Origin of the sequence: Nocardiopsis lambiniae, from assembly GCF_031845465.1 — a bacterium.
In the GTDB taxonomy this organism is placed as follows: Bacteria; Actinomycetota; Actinomycetes; order Streptosporangiales; family Streptosporangiaceae; genus Nocardiopsis; species Nocardiopsis lambiniae.
In genome coordinates, this window is record NZ_JAVREP010000003.1 from 61692 (window position 1) to 85155 (window position 23464).

Consider the following 23464-nt stretch of genomic DNA (forward strand, 5'->3'; position numbering starts at 1 on the left):
CCTCGTCAACCGAGCAGGAAGGTGGCGGCGAACAGCACCGGCACCGTGGCGAACGTCGAGATCAACACCGCGTCGCGCACCGTGTCCACCTCCACCCGGAAGCGCAGCGCGTAGGTGAACACGTTCTGCGCCGTCGGCAGCGCCGCCAGCACCACCACCGCGAACAGGTCCGGGCCGGCCAGGTCGAACAGCAGCGCGCCCAGCGCCCAGGCCACCAGCGGTTGCGCCACCGACTTCAGCGCCACCGCCAGCAGCACCGACCCCCGGTGCGGCCCCCGGCCCGGCATTCCGGAGCCGTGCAGGGAGATCCCGAACGCCAACAGCATCGCCGGGACCGCCATCCCGCCGATCAGCTCGAACGGTTCGAGGAAGGGCGTCGGCGGAGCCCACCCCGCCGCCGACACCGTCACCCCCGCCAGGGAGGCCAGCAGCAACGGGTTGCGGATCGGGGTGCCCAGGGCGCGGCGCAGCACCGGGCCCGCCCCCCGCACCTCGCCACCGGCCAGGTCCAGCACCGTCACGGCGATCGGCGCCATCACCAGCATCTGCGTCAACAGGATCGGCGCGACCAGGGAGGCGTCCCCGAGGACGTAGGAGGCGATCGGCAGGCCCAGGTTGCCGGCGTTCACGTACGAGGAGGTCAGTGCCGACATCGTGGTGCGCGAGACGCCCCATCGGCGCACCAGGCCGATGATCACCACGACGGCGACGACCACGGCCACGCTCAGGGCGCTCACCACGACCTTGCCCGACCACAGCACCGACAGGTCGGTGTCGAGGAGGATCGTGAACATCAGGGCCGGGCCCGCCACGTAGAAGGCCAGGGCGCTGAGCACGTCCCGGGCGCCGGGGCCCAGGAGGGAGAGCCGCCCGAGCATGTAGCCGATGACGACGACGCTGGTGATGACGCCGAAACCGGTGACCACGCCCGACACGGCGCCTCCAAGGGTAGGGAAACCGTTCGCAACCTACTCTCGGCGATGGCGGCCCGCCAGGACCGGGATCACACGGGCTACGCTCGTGCCCACCCCTCCCCACACCCCGAAGGGCGGACCCCGTGGCCGTTCGGACCCCATGGACCATCGCCGTGTCCGCCGTCGTCGTCGCCCTGGGGGTCATCGCCGCGTTGGTCTGGGCGAACGCCCGGGTGGACCATGCCGTGGTCGAAGGACACGCGCCCCGGCCCGAGACGATCGGCACCGTGTCGGAGGTCGCCTGGGCATGGGAGACCCCCGAGGGACATCGCCTCCACCACGTACTGGCCGGGGTCTCCGGTGCCCTGATGGTGGTGGACGACGGGGTGATCGCGCTCGACGGGGAGACCGGCGACGAACTCTGGCGGTACCGGGCGCGGGATCGACAGGTCGCCGACGCGGCCGTCACCCCGGACCGGGAGACCCTGCTGCTCTCGTACGCCGCCGGGGACGGGGGCGAGGGCGATGGTGAGGACGTGCTGGTGTTCGCCACCGGTACCGGGGAGATCGTCGGTGAGCACCGGACGCGCGGCGGGGACGCCCGGCGGGGGTACCTCGGTGACGGTCTGCGCGTCTCGGTGGGCGACGGGGACCCGGTCACGGTGACCGCGGAATCCGTGTACGACGGCGCGCCGGTCTGGTCACGGGCACTGGAGGCGCCGATCCCCGACCCGACGAGGTTCCACCTCGCGGACGGGGTGATCACGCCCGAGGCGGTGATCGTCGCCGGATCCTACGAGGGAGCACACGAGGAGTACACCGTGCTCGCGGTCGCGCTCGAACCGGACACCGGGCGGGTCCTGTGGGAGCGGGAGTACGCGTACACCGACGCCACGGCGGCCGACGTCGGACTCACCGTCTCACCCGACGGCTCGGTACTGCTGCTGGAGATGCCCTACACCGACACGGACGGGCGGTTGATCCACCACCTGCTGGAACCGGCCTCGGGGGCGGAACCGGCGGGGACCTTCCTCCACGACCGGGAACGGCGACGGGTCTGGTTCGGGGAGGACGGGTACGTGGACCACCGGCTCGACGGCGAAGTGGTCGAATACCGGTACGTGGCCTTCGACGGCACCGTCCGCGAGGAGGTGACCGCCCCGGCCCGCCCGGGGGAACCGGAGACCCACCGGGGGTGGGCGCTGTCCGACGGGGTGCTGCGCGTCCATTTCCCGGAAGGGGCCGAACACGCGCGCGGGCCGGTGACCGTCGAGGTCCTCGCCTGGGACGGAGGGGTACGGCGCATCCCGGTGGACCTGTCCGCGGGGGAGCCGTGGCCGGGGGACGAATCCCGTGCCTTCCGGGACGGTCCGGTGATCGTCCGGGTGCCGGGGGCGATCCTGGTCACGGAGGACACCGGGCGGCGCAAGGGGGCCTGGCGGGTCGTCGCGCTGCGCTGAACTCAGTCGCCGGGGGAGGGCGCGGGAGAGGGTTCGGCTTCCTCCTCCTCGGCTTCCTCCTCCTCGCGTTCGCGCTCCGCCTCCTCCTCGGCCTCTCGCTCGGCCTCGGCCCGCGCCTGCCCCCGGGTGGTGCACACCTCGGCGGCGGGGGCGGAGGAGCCCTCGACGGCGATGACGGTGAAGCAGTACTCCAGCACCGTGTCCTCGGTGATGACCTGGGCGGACACCACACCGGGGCCGGTGCGGGCGACCGTCACGGGGTCGTGGCCGCTGAGGCCGCCCAGTACGAAGAACGAGGCGGTGCCGCCGCTGTTGTCGGTCCAGGTCAACAGCACGTTGCCGAGGTTGTCCTGGAGCGCGACGCCGGAGGGGGCGGCCACCTCGGGCGGGGCGCTGGGGGAGACGACCTCGTCGGCGGCGGGCTCGGGGGCCTGCGGCTCGGGGGAGGGCTCCTCGGCCGCCGCCTCCACCGGTGCCTGCGGTGAGGCGGCGGCGAACACCCCGGAGACGGTGGTGAGCAGGAGGATGCCGCAGACGGAGACGACGATGTGCAGGTGCCGCCGCCACCGGGCGGGGGGCGCGGGGACGTGGGTGAAGTCCCGGTCGTCGGCCTCCTCCCGCGTGACCTCGTCGATGGGGAGGAAGGCGGATTCGGTGTCGCCGGTCCACCCTTCCAGCCGTGACCAGGCGCGCAGCGGGGAGATCTCCTCGCCGCGCAACTTGGCCATCATGATCTCGGCGGTGCCGCCCGCGTCGAGGGCGGGCGACCGGCTGCCCTCCAGGCCGGTTCCCCGCGCGCCGAGCGGTACCGGGTACGCCCCGGCGGTCGACCCGGGCCCAGGCGTGCCCGTGTCGCCGGCCTTCCGGAGGTCCTGCGGCGGCCGGGGTCCGGCCGGGGCGCCGCCGGGCCCCCAGTCGGTGGCCGGGGGCCGCGCTCCGGAGGGCGTGTACGCCGGGTGTGGACCGGAGGGCGCGGCTGCGGGCCGAACCGGGGTGCCGGGACCCGTGGGTGCGCTCGGGCCCGTGGGCGTGTGCGGGGCGGGCCCCCGAGCGGTGGTCGGGGGCCGGGCTCCGGAGGGCGTGTGGGCCGGGTGTGGACCGGAGGGTGCGGCTGCGGGGGGCACGGGTGCGCCCGGGGCGGTGGGCGTGTGCGGGGCGGGGTGGCCTTCGGGGACCCACGCGGCTGCGGACGGTCGCGCTCCCGAGGGGACCGGTGTGATCCCGGGCGTTCCCGTGGCCGGTGGTGTGCGCGGACCGGTGGCCGCCCGGTGGTCGGCCGCTTCCCCGGAGCCCGCCGAGGGCCGGGCGCCGGAAGGACCGTACGCCGGGTACGGGCCGGAGGGGGCCGTGCCCAGGGGCTGAGCCGGCGTGTTCCCCGGTGCGTCCGTGGTCCGTGGTGCGTGGGCTCCGGACGGGGAGGGCGTGCCCGGATCCTTCGGCGTGGGCGCGCCGGGTCCCCACGCGGTGGCCGGGGGCTGTCCCCCGGAGGGGGCGTACGCCGGGTACGGGCCGGAGGACGCGGTCCCCGGCTGCGCGGAGGCGCCTTCCGGCGCGGTGGGGCCGTTGCGGCCTTCGGGGGCCCTCGCGGCCGAGGGCCGCCCCCCGGAGGGGGTCGGCGCGTGTGCGCCCGAGGCGCCCGCGCTCGTGGAGGCGCTCTGCGCGGTGCGGGCCTGCTCGAAGGCGTTGGCGAAGGCCGCCGCGCTCGGGTAGCGCTCCTGCGGGTCCTTGGCCAGCGCCCGGGTGAGCACGCCCCGGAGCTTGCGCGACACGTCCTGACGCGGGACCGGGCCGACCTCCTGGGTGAGCACCCGTTCGGCGTGGGCGCGGGGGTCGAACGGGCCGTCGGCGAACGGAGGCCGCCCCACCAGCAGCGTCCACACGGTGGACGCCAGCCGGTACACGTCCGACGCCGGGGTGGGGGGTTCGCCGCGCAGCGCCTCCGGGGGCGCGTGCAGGAACGACTCCGAGGCCGGATCGGGTGGCGTTGGGACCTCGCCCGTGCGGTGGACCGCGCCGAACCCCGTCAACACCGGTGTCCGACCGGCTCGCAGCACGTTCCCCGGGCACACGTCACCGTGCACCCACCCGCGCCGGTGCATCGCCTCCAGCGCGCTCGCGACGCTGCGCGCCACCGCCGCCGCCTCGTGGATCGGCGCCGGTCCCTTGCCCGCCAACAGCTCCGCGAACGAACCGTCCGAATAGAACGGCAGGGCCACGAACATGTTCCCGTCGGAGGTGCTCCCCGCGTCCAGCAGCGGCACCACCCCCGGCACCCCGCTCAGGTCCCGCAGCCGTTCGAGCTCGGCACGTGCCCACCGGGGGGACATCACCTTCAGCACGACGTCGGCCCCACTGGTGGACCGGGTCGCGCGCACGATGCGGGCCCGTCGCCCCTGCGTCAACAGGACCGGCGTTTCGTACCCGGGCGCCCATGCGGACATGAGGGACCCCCTGAAGGTGTTTCGTGGTGGTGGCGGCGGGTCAGGGCCGCGCGGACGTCTCCTGGCCGTTCATGCCCCATCCGCGTTCGGAGTTGACCTCCTGCTGTTTGCCGAAGGCCCCGACGAGGGCGATGACGCCGCAGATCAACGCGACGAGGATCAGTCCGCCGATCACCGCGGGCCACACCTGCTGGCGTCGCCGCCAGTAGCGGCTGGATCCGTACAGCAGGGCCGACCGCAGCTGGCGGTGCCGCAGAGCGTCCGCCTGGAGGACGTACTTCTCCTCGTTGGGCGTGTAATGGAACGCCTCGGGCAGCTGCGGTTCCGGGTCGGCCGGGGGAGCCGGGGATGGGGTGGACATCGTCGCAGAGCCTACTAGAACAGACCGTCCAGGTAGCGGGTGAGCTTGCCGTAGTTGTCCGCGGTGTCGCTGGTCGCGGCGATCAGCGTCGCGAACGCCGAGTTCACCTCGGAGAAGTGGGTGTCGAACTCCTGCGCCTTGCTCTGGAACTGCGGGCTGCCGGACCCCTCCCACTTGCTGACGGTGGACTCCGACTGCTCGTTGATCTGGCTCATGATCGCGGTGAACCGGCCGAGGTGCGCCTGCTGGTCCTCGGCGAGACCCTGGATACCGGCGACGTCACCGTAGACGTCGTAGTTGGAAGCTCCCATGGGGGCCGCCCTTTCTGGAAAAGGAGAAGTGGGGGTCAGGCGTTGATCGGTCGGGAGATGCCGCCGAGGTCACTGGCGGACTGACCGAGGACGTCACTCGATTCCTGGTCGGTGAGGTTGAACTGGGTCTGGCCCTCGTTCAACTTGATGCCGTTCTGGCCGCACCAGGTCATGAGCTCCTCGAAGCGGTCGGACAGCGACTGCTTCGCGGTGTTGAAGTCGGCGAGCGCCTGGCCTTGCAGGACGTTGGCGTCCTGGCTCATGTCGTCGATGAGCTGCGACATCTGGGTTCGGAGGTTGTCCGATTCCTGTCCGAGCTGTTCTCCACCGGTGGAGAGGGCATCGTGGTTCTCAATACCGACGTGCGACATCAGGGCCTTTCCAGGGGTTCTCGGGGGTTCCTCTCGGGTGGATTTCGCGCCACCGTGAGAAAGGAGGGGATATTACGGACGATAGTAACGATGGTGCCTCAGGGTCAACGTGGGATCGCGCGCTGGAATCTCCTTTACCCGGTGGGACTCGGGGATTCGATGGCGACCGGTGTGCGCACCCAGCGCACGGCCAGCGGCCACCCGTCCATGGAGGAGTCGTGGAAGCGGGGGAAGAGCTCCTCGGTGCCGGTCACCGTGCCGTTCTCGTCGAGGTCGACCCGGAACCAGGCGGTGGGGGTCTGCGCCAGGACGGCGTCGCGTTCGGCGGGCAGCGCGTACTGCGCCACCGGTCCGTCGGCGTTCTCCAGGATCCTGGTGGCGGTGTGCCCCTGGGCGTCGACGGTCACCAGGTAGGCGCCCTTCGGGGGCTCGCCGCCCGAGCCGTCCGACCGCAGCAGGGCGGTCCCCGCGCCCCACACGGGCGCGTCGTCGAAGCTCTGCCACTGGCCCCCGTCGACGCTCAACGTGGCGTTGACGACGCTGTCCCCCGTCTGCCGTACCACCAGGTTCCCGCCACCGCCGACCTGGCGGGTCTGCACGCTGTCGCGGATGTGCAGGGCGCCCTCCGGGGTGAGCGACCAGTCACTGGGGCGCCGGTTCTCGCCGAGCGGCAGGGACCCCTCCTGGTTGGGGGTGCCGGAGGGGGCCGACAGGGGTACCGACAGCACCCGGGGCGGGTTGGCGTCCTGTGGGTCGTCGGAGACGAACCACAGCCGGTCGCCGTGCACGACCGGGTCGGACAGCACCTCGCCGGCGGACGGGGCGATGCTCTCCACCGGTAGGTAGAAGAACGCCGACGGCTCCTCTCCCTCGGTGGGTTCGGCGGTCGGCGGCGTCTCCTCGGAGTCGGTGAGGACGGCGATGTGGACGGCGTTGGGCTCGCGGGTGGCGTACACGAAGAACGCCCAGTCCTCGGAGAAGCGGGCGTGTACCGGCGGCTCGGTGGCCATGGGGTCGACGGACCCGTCGGGAAGGTCGAAGCGGTGCAGCGGCTGTCCGGTGACGGCGTCGTGGAACACCAGGACCTGGTCGGTCTCGGGGTCGCCGCCCTCGTAGCCGCGGTGCACCAGGGCCAGCCCGGAGGGCCCCTCCTCGGCGAGGTCCTCGACGGTGTCGGGCACGCTCTCGACGGTGTCGTCCGCGGTGCCGGTGCACGCGGTGAGCGCGAACAGGCACACGGTCGAGGCCAGTGCGAGGGTGCGCCGCATGGAGGACTGCCTTTCGGGGGAGCGGTGCCGGGGTCGGGGCGTGCGAGAGGTGGGATGCCCAAGGGAAGATTACGGTTCGAAAGGTCACAGAACGTCGTCGGGGGCGGCGTCGTGGAACCGGGTTCCCGAGCGTACGAGGTGACGTACCGGCTCCGGTGGGACGAAGTGGCCGGAATCGGCCACCCGTCCCCACGGGGACCGCCCCGCCGCGGGGGCCGTGGCGGCGGTCGGCCCGCCACGTCGGCTCATCCCAGAAGGCGGCGCCGAGAGGATCGCCGCGTCCGTCGAGGACGCGGTCGATCCCCAGGGGGTACCGGGGAGGGCGTCGCCGACCGTGCCGCCCGCGGGAGCGGACGCCTCGACGGTTCCTGAACGGCGCGGAGACCGCGGCTCGTGCGCGGGGAGGGCACGCCACCCCATCGGCGGTCCGGCCTTCCGGCCGGCAGGGGCACGCTCCGACACCGGGGCTCGGCCGCTTGCGGTGGCGCACGCGCCCACCCGACGACGGCCACGGCACCGAGCCTCGTCGACCCGGCGAGTCCCGTCAGGCGGGGGGTTCGCTCCAGCCGACCTGGAGGAGGTCGGGGCGCTGGCCCCGGCGGGCGAGGAGGGCACGGCCCTGGGGCAGCTGGCGGGAGGCCGTGCCGTTGGACAGACGGCCCTCCATGCGGTCGCCGGAGAAGAGCACGCCCGGCGAGGCCATGTCGTTGAGCGCCTGGAGCACCGGCTCGAACATGGCGCGGGCCGCGCCGCCCGTGCGGCGGGCCGCGATCACGTGCAGCCCCAGGTCGGCGCCCTGCGGGATGAACGGCGCCAGCGGCCCCAGCGGGTTGGCGCGGGACCCCGTCATGTCCATGTCGTCCACGACGACGTACAGGTCCAGGCCCTTCCACCAGCTGCGTTCGCGCAGCTGCTTGGGCGTGACGTCCGGTCCCGGCAGGCGCTCCTTGAGCGACCCGGCGAGATTCTTGGCGACCGCGTTGGTCTGCTCCGCGCTGGTGCAGTACGCCAGCAGGTACTCCTCCGGCACCAGCTCCAGGTGGCTGCGCCGGAAGTCCACCATGACGATGCCGACCTCCTTCGCCGGCCGTCGCATGATCTGCTTGACCAGCCCGCGCAGCAGGGTGCTCTTGCCGCTCTGCGGGTCGCCGAACACCACCAGGTGCGGGTCGCGGGTGAGGTCGGTGGTGGCCGGGGCCAGGGTGCTCTCGGCCATGCCCAGCACCAGTTCGAGCCGTCGGCCCCGGGGCGCCCGGCGTCCTTGGAGCAGCTCGTCCAGCTCCACCCGGGCGGGCAGGGTCTTGACGCCCTGCACCGCCTTCTGGGGCCAGCGCTCGGCGACACGGGCGATGAGGTCGGCCAGCCCGTCGGACAGGTCGGCGTCGGTGGCGGAGCCGTCCACCCGGGGCAGCGCCACGTGGGTGTGGTTCTCGTCGGAGTTCAGCCCACGCCCCGGGGTGTCCTTGGGCACCTCGTCGGCGATCTTGCGGCCGATCCCCGAGTCCATCGGGTCGCTCAGCCGCAGCTCGAACCGGCCGCCGAACAGGGCCTGGAGCCGGGAGCGCACCTGGGAGGAGGCGGCTCCGGTGAGGATGGTGTGCACGCCCAGGGACGGCCCCCGGGTGGCGATGTCCATGAGGAACTCGTCGGCCTCGTCGAAGGTGTCCCGCACCGACGACCACCCGTCGATGAGCAGGAACAGGTCGCCCGCGACGCTCTCCGGGACCCGCCCGTCGGCGCGGGCCTGGCGGAGGGCGGCGGGCGAGTCCAGCTTGTGCGTGCGGAACGCCCGCTGGCGCCGGTCCAGCTGGGCGCGCACGTCCACCAGGACCCGCTGCACCTTCTCGGGGTCGGAGCGGCCGGCCACACCGGCCACGTGCGGCAGCCCGTCCAGGGACTGGAGCCCGCCGCCGCCGAAGTCGATGGCGTACACGCCGACCCGGCCCGGCGGGTACCGCCAGGCCAGGGAGGCCACCAGGGTCCGCAGCATCGTCGACTTGCCGGACTGGGGTCCGCCCAGGATCACGACGTTGCCCTCACCGCCGGTGAAGTCCAGGGTGGCGGGCACGGTCCGCTGCTCGCGGGGGATGTCGGTGAACCCGAACACGACGCGCATCTCCGCCGCCGGCGGTTCCACGCCCGGCCCCTCCAGTCCGTCCTCGCCGAGTTCGGCGAGGACGGCGTCGAGGGTGAGGCACTCGGGCAGCGGCGGCAGCCACACCGGCCGCACCGACGCGGCGCCGGAGGCGACCAGCCGGTCCACGATGATCTGGAGGATGGTGCGCTTCTCCTCCCGGGGCCCCTCCCGGCGGCCCTTGAGCGAACCGATGAGGGAGTCCACCAGCGACCCGGCCCCGGTCACCTTGTCCAGGCCGTTGTAGGACAGCAGCGGCAGGACGGGTTCGTGCTCGTCCTTCTCCTCCCGCGCGGGCGGCTCGTAGGGGCCCGACACCATCGCGGCCTTGAACCGCTCGAACACGGAGGTGTCCACCTTCAGGTACCCGGATCCGGGCTCGGGCGGCAGGTGGTAGGCGTCGCCCACGCCGATCGCCTCACGGCTCTCCGCCTCGGAGAAGGTCCGCAGGCCCACGCGGTAGGACAGGTGCGACTCCAGGCCCTTGATCTTGCCGGACTCCAGGCGTTGGGTGGCCAGCAGCAGATGCACGCCGATGGAGCGGCCGATGCGGCCGATCGCCACGAACAGCTCCGCGAAGTCGGGATGCGCGGTCAGCAGCTCGGAGAACTCGTCGATGATGATGAGCAGGTGCGGCAGCGGTTCCAGCGTCGGGTCGTTCTCCCGCGCCGCCTCGTAGGCGTGCAGGTTGGGCAGGTTCCCGGCGTCCTTGAGGATCTGCTGGCGCCGCACCAGCTCGCCGAAGGTGGCCTCGCGGAACCGGGCCACCAGGGAGTCGTCGTCGGCGAGGTTGGTGATGAGCCCGGCGCTGTGCGGCAGCCGGTCGGTGTCGGCGAAGGTCGCGCCGCCCTTGAAGTCGACCAGCAGCAGTGCCAGGTGCTCCGGCGAGTGGTTGATGACCAGGGACGCCACCATGGTGCGCAGCATCTCGGACTTGCCCGAACCGGTCGCGCCGACCACCAGGCCGTGCGGTCCCATGCCGCCGAACGCCGATTCCTTCAGGTCCAGCAGCACGGTGTTGCCGCTGGGGCCGATGCCGATGGGGACCCGCAGGTAGTCGCCGGTGCTGCGCTTGCCCCAGGTGCGCCGGGTGTCCAGATGGGCGACGTCGGGCACGCCCAGGATCTCGGGCAGGCCCACGGTGGAGTGCATGGCGTCGTCGCCGTCGGCGGCCGTGATGCCGTAGGGGGCCATGACCCGGGCCAGGGTGGTGAGGTGGGCGACGTCCGCCCGGTCCGCCTTCCCCTCGATGGGAGGGTGGGCGGGCACCTCGTCGTCGGCGCGGGCGGCGGTGTCCTGGGTGAGGGTGCCGTCGGCCTCCACACGCAGGCGCAGGTCGACCGACTCGGGCTCCTCGCGCTTGTCGGAGACCAGGGCGATGATGTGGATGCCCAGGTCGGCCAGGGACGGCACGGGGGGTTCGGCGGCCAGGCCGGACAGCGTGGACTGGTGCTCCCCGTCCAGGACGATCACGAGCCGCTGCGTGCCCGGGCCCGGCGGGCGGCCACGTCGGCGCTGGAGGTCCACGGTGCGGCGCTCGATCTCCTCGGAGAGGAGCTGGGCGGCCTGCACGGTGTTCCCGGCGACGAACCGGGCGGGCATGGGGCCGTCCACGGCGTCGTCGAAGGTGTTGTGCGGCAGCCACTTGAGCCACTCCCACCGGTCGCGCAGCCGACCGTCGCGGATCACGCCCACGCGCAGGTCGTGCGGGGAGTGGAACACGGTCAGCTGGGCCAGCAGCGAGCGGGCCAGGGACCGTCCGGCGGTGCGGTCGCCGACCACGGAGATCACCCCGTACTCGCTCAGCGGCAGCACCAGGGGCATCTCCGGTACGTCCGCGTACAGCTCGATGAGCTGGTCGGCGGCGCCCTGGCAGACGGGGTCGTAGACGATCAGCGGCGAGGAGGTGTCGACCTTGAGCTTGAGCCGTCGGGCCAGGGGCCGGGTGCCGGAGCCGACGCGCACGTCCAGGAAGTCGGGGTCGGTGGCGCGCCGCTCCCACCGGCGGGCGCGCGACCTGGCCGGTTCGGTGAGCAGGTCGGGGGAGGGGTGCCGGAAGGCGTTGTCGGCCCGCTGGGTCGAGGCGACGTCCCGGACGATCTCGCGCAACTGGTCGAGGTAGTCGAGGTAGCGTTCGCGCTGCTCCCGGATGCGCTTGCGGGGACCGTTGTGCTGCGCGACGAACATGATGATGCCCACGACCACGCTGGCGAGCATGATCATCACACCGGCGACCGCCATGAGCGGCCGGTGCCCCATCGTGATGGACATCAGCAGCGAACCCGATCCGGTGATGATCGGCATGATGATCATCGCGCCGGAACTCGACGCCGGAGCGTTCTCCGGCATCTGCGGCGGAGCCGCGATGACCAGCGGAGACGTCCCGGGAGCGGGGGGAGTGCTGCGCGCCGGCCGGGAGACGGTCCTCGTCGCCACGGGCACCTCTCTTCCGTCCACCTACAGGGGGCTGGTGTCTGGGTGACTACGCTAGGGCGTGCCTTGGGCATGATCTCGCGAACGCGGCGAATCGCCTAATTTCACGTCAGTCCCACCCCCGAACGGCCATGACGTCGCAGAAGCGGCGTCAGGGCCGCGACGACGAAGGAACGATAGGTGTGAGTGGATACTGCCGGGTCACCGTGACCGGTCCCGAGCGCTGGGCCGATCTGGCGCTGCCGGGAACGGTGCCCGTGGCCGCGCTGATGCCCCGCATCGTCGAGGTGTGCGCCCCCGATACCGAGGCGTTGGAGCCGGCGGCCTGGACGCTCACGACCGTCGACGGCGCCCCCGTCCACCCGGACGAGCCCCTGGAGGGCGCCGGGATCCACGACGGCGACGTGCTGTTGCTGGAACGGCGCACCGCCCCGGGCCGGCCGGCGCACGTGGACGACGTGCGCGGCGCGGTGGAGGACCGCGTCGACGAGACGGCGCTGATCTGGAACCCCACCACCACGTTCGCCTTCGGGCTGCTGGTCGCCGCGATCGGGCCGTTGGCCGTGCTCGGGGCGGCGATGCGCCTGCACCCGTCGTCGTGGCACCTGGCGGTGGCGGTGCTGGGCACCCTGTTCTGCATCGGGGCGATGGTGGCGGCAGCCCGCCGGCCGCTGCCCGCCGTCGCGCACGTCCTGTTCGCCACCTCCTGTGTGTGGGGCGGGGTGACGGCGGCGACCGCCGCCGGTCTGGTCACCCGTTCCGAACCCCTGGTGACGTTGGCGTTCGCCCTGGTGGGCGCGTTGCTCGTGGCGGCGGTCGGCTGGGCGCTGCACGAGACCGGCCTGCCCTACATCGCCGGTGCGGGCGTGGTCGCGCTGGTCGCCGCCGTGCTGGTCGTGGTGGGCATCTTCGTGTCCCCCGTGTACGGGGCGCGGTCGATGGCCATCGCCCTGGCCCTGTGCGTGGGCGCGCTGCCCCGGGTGGCGATGGTGATGGGCGGGCTGTCGGGGCTCGACTACGAGGTGGGGCGTTCGGGGCAGGTCGCCACGGAGCGGTTCGAGGACACCTTCACCAACAGCGACCGGCTGCTCCTGGGCCTCGTGACGGGCGCGTCCGTCGCCGGGGGAGGCGCCGTGGTCCTGCTGGCGATGACGGCCGGAGGGCTGCCCGACCTGCTGCTGTGCGGGCTGCTGTCGACGCTGCTGGTGCTGCGCTCGCGTCTGTTCGACCGGATCCGGCACGTGCTGCCGCTGCGCCTGGCGGGGGTGCTGGGGTTCGGGGCGACCGGGTTCGCGGCGGTGTCCGAGTACGGGTTCCTCGCCCCGTGGCTGCCGGTGGTGGCCCTGTCGGCCGGTGTCGTCCTGGCGTCGCTGAGCTGGGTGCGCCTCACCGACGTGCCGCGCGCGTCGCTGCGCCGCCTCCTCAACTGGACGGAGATCCTGGTCGTCATCGCCATGTCCGGTGTCTTCGCCTGGGGCATGGGCCTGTTCGACCTCGTCGCCCGCATGACGGGCTGACCCGGGGCCGCCGTCCGGGTCACTCCCGCGCGCCGGTCTCCTGCTCCGACGTCTCCTCGGCCGTGGCGACGGTGCCCGTGGCGATGGCGGCCTTGGCCGTGATGCCGCGCCGGCGTCGCGCCTCGCGCAGGGACACCCCGACGATGCGGGTCGCCACCACCGCGCCGATCACCGCCAGCGGCAGGACGAGCGTCGTCACCGGCTGCCGGATCGGCTGGAAGCGCGCGCCGGACCCGTCCAGCACCACGAACCCGGCGGGGCGGGCCCGCAGCAGGCCGAAGCCGCCGGCCCCGTCACCATCGGAGACCAGGAGCCGTCCGGAACCGCCCCCCATCAGCGTCAGCGACGCCACCCGGGCCACCGGGACGACCGTCGTCGCCCCCTCGGTGACCGGCGCGCCGAACACCGTCTCGGCCCGCGCCCCCGCGCCGATGCGCTCGATGAGTCCGGACAGCGCGGCCACGGCCGGATGGCGTGCGGCGCGACGTGCCGCGGCGGATTCCGACATGTTGATCTCCCTGAATGCGAAAGCGGACTTTCACGCTATAGCGCCCTCCCCCGGCGGGGAACGGAATCCGTTCCCGTGGCGTGTTCCGGCCACCCGGTCACGGCCGCCGTGGAGGGGGAGAGGGAGGGTGTTCCCGTCAATGTAGCGGTCGGGTGACGAAGCGTGCGTGAGGCGGTCGAACGCGGACCCGGGAAGATCATTCGGACAGGATGCCCATGAGCGTCATCCCCATGTCGTACACGGCGATGTCCCCGGTCTCCGGGCGCACCCCCGCCAACCGCGAACCGTCCGGGGAGATCGCGATGGGGAACAGCGCGGGCGGCGACCACGGGGTGCGCACCGGCTCGCCGGTCTCGAAGTCCCATATCGACAGGAACGCCGCGTCGGTCTGCGGTGCCAGCCTGGCGGCCAGGACCCGCCCGCTGGAGGGGCTGTGCACCACGTCGACCGGGACACCGTGGTCGTCGGCGGGGACGAACGCCCGTACCTCCCGATCCATGGTGGGGTTCATCAACAGGACCCGGTCACCGCGTATGACCAGCACCCCGCCGTTGCCCGTGACCACGTCGAAGGCGCCCGCGCCCGCACCGTTGCGGTCCCGGACCAGGCCGATCCGGGCACCGCCCGGGGCGCGCCAGGTGGCGACGCCGCCGCCGGACTCGCCACCCGCCACCGTCCGACCGTCGAGCGTGTACCGCACGGCTCCCAGCGAGCCCGACCCGGCCAGCGCGGTGGTCGGCTTCCAGGTCTCGGTGTCGTACAGGTGCAGGAACCGTCGGTCGGGATCGTTGTCGATGGCCAGGGCCAACTCCGCGCCGTCGGGGCTGAACGCCACCGAGCGGATGGTGCGGCCCGCCGCGATCGTCCAGGAGCGGCCCGTGGACAGGTCGGTGACCAGCGCCCCGTGCAGGGAGGCCTGCGCGATCAGGCACCCGTTGGGACTGAACGCCGCCGGGGCCGGCGGCAACGGCGCGGCCTCGTTGGGCACGTGGGCCACGGCGGACGAGGAGCGCCAGTTCCACAGGGTGGTCCCGTCGCCGGTGGTGACCGCCAGGGTCGCCCCGTCGAGGGAGAAGGCCAGCTCCACCAGGGTGTCGGGGGAGAAGGACGCCTCGGGGGCCTCGGGCGGGGGCAGCGTCTCGGAGGGTCCGTTGTGCGGGGAGCAGGTCGAGGCCGCGGTTCCGGAGGCCTCCTTCTCGGCCCCGGACAGCGAGTACACGCCGAGCACCGCGAACAGGAGGAGCACGGACACCAGGGCGCACACCCGCAGCAGGGCGCGGCCGTGCGGTCGGGGCCCGGTGGCGCGGATCGCGACGGGGAAGGGATCGAAGCCGGGCGGGGGCAGCGGGCCCAGGGTGGGGGCCGCGACGGAACGGTAGGCCTCCTCGGCCCGGATGACGGGTTCGCGTGACCGCGGCGGCAGCCAGGAGGGCACGGGGGGTTCGTCGGGAAGGGGACCGCCGAGCTCCTCCAGGAGCCGTGCCGCCGAGGGCCGGTTCTCCGGGAGCTTGTCCAGGCAGGCGGCGATCGTGTCGCGTAACTCCTCGGGAACCCCGGACAGGTCCGGTGGTTCCCGCAGGACCCGGGCGGTCACCTCGGCGGACCTCCCCTCGCCGAAGGGGACGCGGCCGGTGCCGGCGAAGAGCAGGACCGCGCCGAGCGAGAACAGGTCCCCCTCCGGCAGGACGGCCCGTCCGGCCAGGTATTCGGGCGCGGTGTAGGCGGGTGGCCGGGTGGACCTCCCCCTCCCCACGGGGGAGCCTTCGAGGGCGCGGCCGATGCCCAGGCCGATGAGCTTCGGTCCGGTGGCGTCCACGAGGACGGTGGTGGGGGACAGGTCGCGGTGGACGCACCCCTGCGCGTGCATGTGCTCCAGGGCCTCGGCCAGCCCGCGGGCCAGCAGGCGCAGCGCGGGGCCGGGCAGGGGACCGCCGTGGCCGACCATGTCGCGCAGGCGGGGGCCGGCGACGAAACCGGTGGCCAACCAGGGCCGCTCGGCGGCGAGGTCGTGACCGAGGAGGGGAGGGATGAAACGGCCGCGCGCCCGGGTGGTGTCGTCGGCCTCACGGGTGAAGCCGGTGCGGAACGCGTGATCGGAGGCGTATTCGAGGCGCACGGCACGCACCGCGGCGGGTCGGCCTTCGGGGTCGACACCCAGGTACACGTCACCCAGATCGCCGGAGCCGAGGTGGGCGATCAGGCGGAAGCCGCCGAGGCGATCGGGCTCATCGGGGGTGAGGGGGCGCATGGGTCCTCTGGGGGGTCCAGGGGCGGATGAGGACGCGGTCGGGACGAAGAGGGGTAGGGGACACCTTAGTCCGTCGGCATCGCCGTTAGGGCACGATTCGGGACCAAGGTCGCCCCTGATGCCTTTTCTCGCACAAGGTCCCTTTGCGCGTCGATCACGTCACTTTCCGTGCCGACCATGGGGCCTGTGGGCCCTACGTCACCTGAGTGAGAAAAGTTCGAAAAAGAGGGAACCGCGAACCGAACGGGACCGCGTTAGATGTCGTGCCGGTGGATCGGCCCCGTGAGGACGGCAGGGGGCGGATCGCCGTGCGAGCGGCCCGGGGGGGCTCCGGGTCAGGCGGGTCGGCCGGCGAACACCACGACGGCCGACCCGCCGCGTGATGCGGCTGGATCGGCCGTGGAAGTGTGGATGGGCGTTCCGTGGCCGGGCCACGGCGCCGTCACGACCGGGTGGGCGCCCGATCGTGGAAGGGGGTCAGGCGGCGACCGGCTGGGAGCGGTAGGACGGCTCCGGCGAGTAGGCGAAGGGGTTGAGCATCGCGGCGGCGCCGGCCGGGTCGCTGGCGGGGTGCGAGATGGTCCCGCCCTGGAAGAGGTCGTTCCAGAAGAAACGGCCGTCGCGGCACCACACGTTGACGTCGTGCTTCACCGACATGACCGCCAGTTCGGAAGTCCCCGACCAGTAGAACTGGCGGGAGGTGGAGGCGGTGAGTTCACCCAGCAGGGCCGTGATCGCGCGCTCGGCGCAGAACGCGTGGCGGGGCTTGTGCTTGACCCGTCTGGCAAGTGCCGACTTCACCCGGGAGACCCGGGGGTTGTTCAGTCGCCAGTGACTCAAGGTCGTCTCCAGTGTGTCTCGTTTGCCGCGGTTCGGACCGTGTGTGGCGATTGCGGCCACGTTGCGGCGGTTCAAGGTCCACCGTTCCGCCCTGGGGGCGTTGACGGCTTCCCTCCACAAAGTTGGTGAGGTTCAGAGGTTGTCGTTACCTCGTAGTTATTCTTTGCGCTCCGGATGCTAGCAGCACCTGACCCCCGGTAGTCGAGACTTCTGAGAGTGACCAATGTCACATTTAACGAAAGGGTCTCGGTCGCATGTTGTTGTATATGCGCAGTTCAGAGCATGTCTATCGATGGTGTGTACGATTTTTTCGGGAGCGATTACTCGCGAGTAATCCCGGGTCTGCTGTAGGAAGTGTCACCGGTTCCAGCAGCGCATAGCGCACTAGATGTCACTCAAAGTGACTTTGCCCAGCTTGGAGGCCCTTGACCCTTCTCACGCCCTTCCTTGCCCTTGTCGGGTCCGGCTGTGCCGCACCCGCCGGCGTGGTGTTTTGCGTTCGTGGTAACCCCGGTGTAATAGGCGCGCGCGCGTCTGAAGGAGACTGGAGAGGTCGTACCTCTACGAGAGAAGCACCCGTGACCCAGACTCAGACATCCGGTGACAGGACAACCGGGAGCCAGGCTCCCCAGGAACCCATGGGCGGTGCCCGCGCCTGGCTGGTCTGGGGCGTCGCCGTGGGCGGCTACTTCCTGGCGATGCTCCACCGCAACGGACTCGGCGTCGCCGCCCTGGAGGCCCAGGAACGCTTCGACGTCGGCCCCGCCCTGCTCTCGCTGCTGCCGATGCTCCAGCTTCTGGTCTACGTCCTGCTCCAGGTGCCCGCGGGGCTGCTCGCCGACCGCCTCGGCCCCCGTTACACCCTCGTCATGGGCATGATCGCGATGGCGGTGGGCTCCTGCCTGTTCGCCCTCGCGCCCGGTGTCGAGGTCGCCATCGCCGGCCGTTTCCTCATCGGCCTCGGCGACGCCCTCGTCTTCCTCAACGTCATCCGGCTGGCCGCCCTGTGGTTCCCCCGCGCCCGCTACGCCCTCGTCAGCGGGCTCACCGGTGTCGTCGGCGGCACCGGCCAGGTCGCCAGCGCCGCCCCCCTGGCCTGGGCGCTGGGCGGGATCGGCTGGGTCGCGGCGTTCCTCGTCACGACCGGGTTCACCGTCCTCATGGCACTGCTCGTCCTGCTGGTCGTGCGCGACCGCCCGGCCGGCGCCGCCGGTCACTCCACGGTCATCGACCCCATCCCCGTGTGGGCCGCGCTCAAGGAGGCCCTGGCCGCGCGCGGGCCGCGCATCGGCATGGCCCACCACGCGGCGGTGATGGCGCCCTTCACGATGATGATGGTGCTCTGGGGCTACCCCTTCCTCGTCACCGGTCTGGGGCTGGTGGAGGGCACCGCCGCCCTCACCCTCACCGCGCTGGCCGCCGGGGCGCTGTGGCTGGCCCCGGTCGTGGGCGCTCTCGTCGGCCGCCACCCGGCGCTGCGCGGGGTCCTCGCCCTCTTCCTGGGCACCGTCCTCTCCCTCGGTTGGCTGCTCCTGGTGGTGTGGCCCGGCGGGGTGCCCACGGGGGTCGGGCTGGCGGTCCTGGCGGCGAGCGCCGTGGGACAGACGCTGGCCCCCACGATCTCCTTCGACTTCGCCCGCGACGGGATCCCGGCGGGCCGCACGGGGGTCGCGTCGGGTCTGGTCAACATGAGCGGGTTCACGACGGCCGTGGTGTGCACCGTCGCGGCGGGCGCGGTCCTCCAGGCCCTCCCGGAGGGCCCCGACGCGTTCCGTGTGGCGTTCGTGCCCATGTGCGTCACGACGATCCTCGCCACCGCGGTCCTGTACCTCTTCATCCTCCGCCGCCCCTGACGGCCCCACACGGCCTTCTCCGGCCTCCGGGGCGGCCCGGGGAGTCCCGGTGCGCCTTCCTCCGTCGTCGTGGACCCGGGCGTTCGCCACCTCCGGGTGGACGCCTCCCCGGGCAGCGCACCCATCCTGCGCCGCCCGGGCTTCACGGCCGCCACCACCACGCCCCCCTGCGTCCGGACACCGCCGACGCCGGGGTGACGGCCCGGAGCAACGGGAACGTCGGTGGGATGGCGCACGATGGGCGTATGACGTCATCTCAGCACCACCGCATCGACTACGTCGAGATCCCGGCCGCCGACCTGGAGGCGTCCAAGCGCTTCTACGCCGAGGCGTTCGGCTGGGAGTTCAACGACTACGGACCCGACTACGCGGGCATCCGGGGTCCCGGGGACCGGGAGGCCGGCGGTCTCACCCCGCACGGGCCGCAGCACCGCGGCGGCGGCCCCCTGGTCCTGCTGTTCTCCGCCGACCTGGACGCGTCGGTGGCGGCGGTGGAGAAGGCCGGGGGGCGCGTCCTCCAGGGTCCCTACGCCTTCCCCGGCGGTCGCCGGTTCCACTTCGCCGACCCGGCGGGCAACGAGTTGGGCGTCTGGGCCGAGTCCTGAGAGGAACCAGTGGCTTCTCCGCGAGATCCGGTGGTGATCCGAGGAACGCCGCGGGGCGTCCGCCGTTGTCGGTGATGCCGGTCGAGTACCTGACCCCCGAGACGGAGGAACGGGCCGTCGGGGTTCGGGTTCTGCTCGCCGACAGAGGTCGACATCGCGCTCCCGGAGCGCCTGATCTCCTCGTGGCCGCCGTGGCCGAGAAGGCGGCGTTGGTCCTTCCGCACGTGGACGAGGACTTCGAGCCGATGGCCGAGGTCACGGGGCGGCCCGTGGAGCGTTCGAGGACCGTTCGATCGACACGGAGGGGGCGGGGCCGCGACGCGGCCCCGCCCCCTCCGTGTGGCGGTTCGGTCCCCGTGTGGCCCTAGAAGGCGGACTCGGGAACGTCCATGAGGTCGTTGGTGACGTTCTCGGCGATGCGGCGCTCGGCGGCGACGCGCGGCAGGAACTGGTCGGCGAAGAAGCGCGCGGCGGCGATCTTGCCGGTGTAGAAGTCCTTGTCGTCGCCCTCGGCGCCGTCGACCCTGGCCAGGGCGATCTCGGCCTGGCGCAGCAGCAGCCAGCCCAGGACCACGTCACCGAAGGCCATGAGCAGACGGACCGAGTTGAGGCCCACCTTGTACAGCTCGCGCGGGTTCTCGGCGGCGCCCATCGCGTGGCCGACCATGATCTCGACGATCTTCTCGACGTTCTCGGTGGCCTCCAGGAGCAGCTTGCGCTCCTCCTTCAACTGGCCGTTGCCGGCCTCGCTGTTGGCGAAGGCCTTGATCTCGCCGACGAGCGTGCCGAGGGCCTGGCCACCGTTCTTCAGGATCTTGCGGAAGAAGAAGTCCTGGGCCTGGATGGCCGTGGTGCCCTCGTACAGCGTGTCGATCTTGGCGTCACGGATGTACTGCTCGATCGGGTACTCCTGCAGGAAGCCGGAGCCGCCCAGCGTCTGGAGCGACTCGGCCAGCAGCGCGTAGGAGCGCTCGGAGCCGACACCCTTGACGATCGGGAGCAGGAGGTCGTTCATGGCCTCCAGTTCGGTGTGGTCCTCACCGTTGGCCTGGGCGATCTGGATCGCGTCCTGCTGGGTGGCGGTCAGCATGATGAGGGACCGCATGGCCTCCACGTAGGACTTCTGCGTCATCAGGCTGCGACGCACGTCCGGGTGGTGGGTGATGGTGACCTTCGGGGAGTTCTTGTCGCCGGCGAGGTCGTTGCCCTGCACGCGCTCCTTGGCGTACTCCAGGGCGTTGAGGTAACCGGTGGACAGGGTGGCGATCGCCTTCGTCCCGACCATCATCCGCGCGTACTCGATGATGAGGAACATCTGGCGGATGCCGTCGTGCTTGTCGCCGACGAGGTAACCGATGGCGGGGTGCTTGTCGCCGAAGGTCAGCTCACAGGTGGTGGAGGCCTTGAGGCCCATCTTGTGCTCGACGTTGGTCACGTAGGCGCCGTTGCGCTCACCGAGGGAGCCGTCCTCGTCGACCAGGTACTTGGGGACCAGGAAGAGCGAGAGGCCCTTGGTGCCGGGGCCGGCGCCCTCGGGGCGGGCCAGCACCAGGTGGAAGATGTTCTCGGTCATGTCCTGCTCGGCCGAGGTGATGAAGCGCTTCACGCCCTCGATGTGCCAGGTGCCGTCGCCCTGGTCCACGGCCTTGGTGCGGCCGGCGCCGACGTCGGAGCCCGCGTCGGGCTCGGTCAGCACCATGGTGGCGCCCCAGCCGCGCTCGATGGCCTGCCGGGCGAACCTCTTCTGCGCCTCGTTGCCCTCGGAGTGGAGGATGCTCGCGAAGCCCGGGCCCGCGGAGTACATGTGGATGGAGGGGTTGGAGCCCAGGACCAGCTCGGCCGCGGCCCATACGAGGGAACGGGGGGCGCCGAGACCGCCGAGCTCCTGCGGGAGGTCGATGTTGTACCAGCCGGCGTCCATGTAGGCCTGGTAGGACTTCTTCAGGCTCTCGGGGAGCTGGACGGTGTTGGTCTTGGGGTCGAAGACCGGGGGGTTGCGATCGGCGTCCTCGAACGACTCGGCGATGACGCCGGTCGCGAGGCGGTCGATCTCGTCCAGGATCGTCCGCGCGGTCTCCTCGTCCAGCTCCTCGAACGGGCCCTGCCCCAGGATGTCCTGGCGCTGGAACAGCTCGAAGAGGTTGAACTGGATGTCGCGCAGGTTGCTCTTGTAATGCGTCATGGACAGCTCCGCTGTGTCCCTGGCCGCGGTGTCTGTACACGCGGATCTACCGACTAGTAACAAGTCAATGTTACTACCGAGTAGCGCTCAATGCCAGTGGGGGTAGGGGACCTGTGTCCCGCAGGACAGGGAAGAGTGGCGAAATGCCTGGTGGGAACGGGGTCAGAGTATTCCCGAGTGGGGATGGGAACGCTCCCGGCCGGAACGTCGGTGTGTCGCCCGGCCATCGGACGCCCGTCGTTCGTCACCGTCCGTCACCGCTCTCACGGGGCGGACGGCCGCGGTCCCTCCGCTCCGCCGCCCACCGGGATCAGGGTCATGACCGTCCGGTCGATGCCGTCCAGGTGCAGCAGCGCGTGCGCGGCGTCGTCGACGAAACCGGAGACGACCAGGCTCCGCAGTCCCAGGGCCGTCGCGCACAGCGTCAGGTTCTGCGCGATGTGCCCCGCCTCCTGGAGGAGCAGCCGCAGCGCCCGCTGCCCGTAACCCGCCCGCAACCGGCCCACGTCGCCCACCAGGAACACGATCGCCCCCGCGCTCGCCGTCACCATGCCGGGCATCCCGTCCGCGGACGGGCGCAGGAACGGGGACAGCGCCGTCAGCCGCTCCACCGGCACCGGCCCGTCCGCCCGCACCAGGGCGTGCCCCTCCGGCCGGTACCGGTACACCCCCGGGTCCACGCCGGTGACGTCGCGCACCACCGCCCACACCTCGGTCGCGTAGGCCGCACCCGGGCTGGGGTACCGGCGCGGCGGCCGGTGCCTGCCGGGCTCGTCGGCCCGTTCCGCGCTGACCCCTGCGGCGTGACCCAGCAACGACGAGAGTTCCGCGAGCGACAACCCGGACCCGTAGTCGCCGTGGGCGCTGGCCCGTCGCGCGAGCACCTCTCCCAACGGCGCGGTGAGCGGCATCGGCGGCGGCAGCTCCGCGACCGGCGCTCCGAACGCCTCGGGACGCTCCGTCTCCACCGGCACCGGGCGCGGCAGTTGGGTGGTCGCGATCGCCTCGGTCCGGTACTTGGCGGCCTCGGCGTAGGCGCGGTCGGGCGCGCTCGCCCCGTCGGAGAAGTAGTCCTCCCGCGCCTCCCAGCGCGGGTAGGCCAACGAGGCCAACCAGGCGATCCGCCGCTCGTTGTCGATGTCCAGCCCCAGCCGGTTGTGGTTCATGTGCACCAGCGACCACACGATCCGATCGATCCCGTTGGTCAGCGGTCGTTCGGCGTGCAGCGCCCGCAACCGGTCCACGGTGTCGCCGAGCGCCCGGGTCCACAGATGGTGGGTGCTGTTCCCCTCGGTGGCGACCAGCCGCTCCAGCAGCGAACGCCGTTGCAGCCACCGCGACGGCGAGGAGTGGAACAACCGCTCGGCCTCCACCCGGGGCCGGTCGTCGCCCCGGGCCACCTCCGCCGAGAAATCCCAGGCGGCGTGGTACCCGCGGGCCTGGCGCACCGCCGTCACGTCGTCCCACCCCAGGATCCCGAACGCCAACGACACCAGGTCGGCGGCGATCGCCTGCCGTTGCCCGGCCCGGGGCGCGGACCGCAGGACGGCCACGGCGATGGCGGTGCTCGCGCAGAAGAAGTCCTCGCACACCTCCAACGCCTCGGGCCCCCCGTAACGGGCGGTCTCCGGTTCGTAGACCGCGTCGACGACCTCGCCGTCGGCGTGCCAGTCGTCGGGGTCGGCCTGCGGCAACCGCGCGTAGTAGGTCGCCGGATCCACGTCCAGGACGTCGTCGGAGGTCTTCGCCGCCGCCGCGCGCACGTGCTCGGCGAACCCGCGCACCGCCTCGGCCGCGGCGTTCAGGAACCGCACCCGCAGGTGGGGGCCGCCCGCCCAGTACCGGATGAAGAACCACGCCTGCGCGTCCCCCGCGGCGACCACCGCCTCGGCGGCGGGCGCCACGTGGTCGAGCAGGAACGCGTCGATGTTCTCGCGGCCTCGGTGCAGGTGGACGTACACGGCCGACCAGGTGCGGGTCATCGATCTCCTCGGGACGTTCGGGGGAGGGGGAGACGG

17 protein-coding genes are annotated in these 23464 nt (G+C 72.2%); 5 read left to right on the top strand and 12 right to left on the bottom strand.

What is annotated here, in order from left to right; genetic code table 11:
* Window positions 1-5 precede the first annotated feature (5 nt).
* The gene (locus RM479_RS06405; protein ID WP_311510787.1) at window positions 6-935 is read right to left on the bottom strand and encodes an AEC family transporter; all 930 of its coding nucleotides are present in this window, start codon (window positions 933-935) and stop codon (window positions 6-8) included.
* Window positions 936-1057: 122 nt separating this feature from the next.
* Between RM479_RS06405 and RM479_RS06410 the strand changes: the two genes are divergently transcribed.
* Window positions 1058-2374 carry a PQQ-binding-like beta-propeller repeat protein gene (locus RM479_RS06410; protein WP_311510788.1) on the top strand — a complete coding sequence of 439 codons (1317 nt, stop codon included), beginning with the start codon at window positions 1058-1060 and terminating at the stop codon, window positions 2372-2374.
* 2 nt (window positions 2375-2376) lie between these two features.
* Here the strand turns inward: RM479_RS06410 and RM479_RS06415 are convergent, their stop codons facing one another.
* The 6 genes from RM479_RS06415 to eccCa form a co-directional block, all read right to left on the bottom strand.
* A complete protein-coding gene (locus RM479_RS06415) occupies window positions 2377-4815 on the bottom strand; it encodes a protein kinase domain-containing protein (protein WP_311510789.1) in 2439 nt (812 codons plus the stop codon).
* 40 nt (window positions 4816-4855) lie between these two features.
* Complete coding sequence (locus RM479_RS06420) at window positions 4856-5176, bottom strand: cytochrome b family protein (protein ID WP_274810687.1); 321 nt, start codon at window positions 5174-5176, stop codon at window positions 4856-4858.
* Between the two features lie 14 nt (window positions 5177-5190).
* Entirely contained in the window at window positions 5191-5487 is a 297-nt protein-coding gene (locus tag RM479_RS06425; RefSeq protein WP_274810688.1) for a WXG100 family type VII secretion target, read from the bottom strand.
* Between the two features lie 35 nt (window positions 5488-5522).
* Window positions 5523-5771, bottom strand: coding sequence for a hypothetical protein (locus RM479_RS06430; RefSeq protein WP_311510790.1), 249 nt, complete (start codon window positions 5769-5771; stop codon window positions 5523-5525).
* Window positions 5772-5992: 221 nt separating this feature from the next.
* The gene (locus RM479_RS06435) at window positions 5993-7126 is read right to left on the bottom strand and encodes a hypothetical protein (protein WP_311510791.1); all 1134 of its coding nucleotides are present in this window, start codon (window positions 7124-7126) and stop codon (window positions 5993-5995) included.
* A 544-nt stretch (window positions 7127-7670) separates the two neighbouring features.
* Complete coding sequence (gene eccCa / locus RM479_RS06440) at window positions 7671-11573, bottom strand: type VII secretion protein EccCa (protein ID WP_311510792.1); 3903 nt, start codon at window positions 11571-11573, stop codon at window positions 7671-7673.
* Here eccCa and RM479_RS06445 point away from each other — a divergent pair.
* Both RM479_RS06445 and eccD read left to right on the top strand, forming a co-directional pair.
* On the top strand, window positions 11554-11742 hold the full coding sequence (locus RM479_RS06445; protein ID WP_311510793.1) for a hypothetical protein: 189 nt from the start codon (window positions 11554-11556) through the stop codon (window positions 11740-11742). The genes eccCa and RM479_RS06445 overlap by 20 nt on opposite strands.
* Window positions 11743-11875: 133 nt before the next feature.
* A complete protein-coding gene (gene eccD, locus RM479_RS06450) occupies window positions 11876-13210 on the top strand; it encodes a type VII secretion integral membrane protein EccD (RefSeq protein ID WP_311510794.1) in 1335 nt (444 codons plus the stop codon).
* 19 nt (window positions 13211-13229) lie between these two features.
* Here eccD and RM479_RS06455 read toward each other — a convergent pair whose 3' ends face one another.
* The 3 genes from RM479_RS06455 to RM479_RS06465 form a co-directional block, all read right to left on the bottom strand.
* Entirely contained in the window at window positions 13230-13718 is a 489-nt protein-coding gene (locus tag RM479_RS06455) for a GerW family sporulation protein (protein ID WP_311510795.1), read from the bottom strand.
* A gap of 196 nt (window positions 13719-13914) precedes the next feature.
* Window positions 13915-15966, bottom strand: a complete 2052-nt coding sequence (locus RM479_RS06460) for a WD40 repeat domain-containing serine/threonine protein kinase (protein WP_311510796.1) — start codon at window positions 15964-15966, stop codon at window positions 13915-13917.
* A gap of 477 nt (window positions 15967-16443) precedes the next feature.
* Window positions 16444-16806: a hypothetical protein gene (locus RM479_RS06465; protein ID WP_274810702.1), complete on the bottom strand. Its 363-nt coding sequence runs from the start codon at window positions 16804-16806 to the stop codon at window positions 16444-16446.
* Between the two features lie 638 nt (window positions 16807-17444).
* On the opposite strand from RM479_RS06465, the gene RM479_RS06470 reads away from it, so the two are divergent.
* Both RM479_RS06470 and RM479_RS06475 read left to right on the top strand, forming a co-directional pair.
* Entirely contained in the window at window positions 17445-18659 is a 1215-nt protein-coding gene (locus RM479_RS06470; RefSeq protein ID WP_311511016.1) for an MFS transporter, read from the top strand.
* Window positions 18660-18904: 245 nt separating this feature from the next.
* The gene (locus RM479_RS06475) at window positions 18905-19264 is read left to right on the top strand and encodes a VOC family protein (protein ID WP_311510797.1); all 360 of its coding nucleotides are present in this window, start codon (window positions 18905-18907) and stop codon (window positions 19262-19264) included.
* Between the two features lie 364 nt (window positions 19265-19628).
* Here RM479_RS06475 and RM479_RS06480 read toward each other — a convergent pair whose 3' ends face one another.
* On the bottom strand, window positions 19629-21446 hold the full coding sequence (locus RM479_RS06480; protein ID WP_311510798.1) for an acyl-CoA dehydrogenase: 1818 nt from the start codon (window positions 21444-21446) through the stop codon (window positions 19629-19631).
* 263 nt (window positions 21447-21709) lie between these two features.
* The gene (locus tag RM479_RS06485) at window positions 21710-23428 is read right to left on the bottom strand and encodes a thiopeptide-type bacteriocin biosynthesis protein (protein WP_311510799.1); all 1719 of its coding nucleotides are present in this window, start codon (window positions 23426-23428) and stop codon (window positions 21710-21712) included.
* Window positions 23429-23464: the final 36 nt, after the last annotated feature.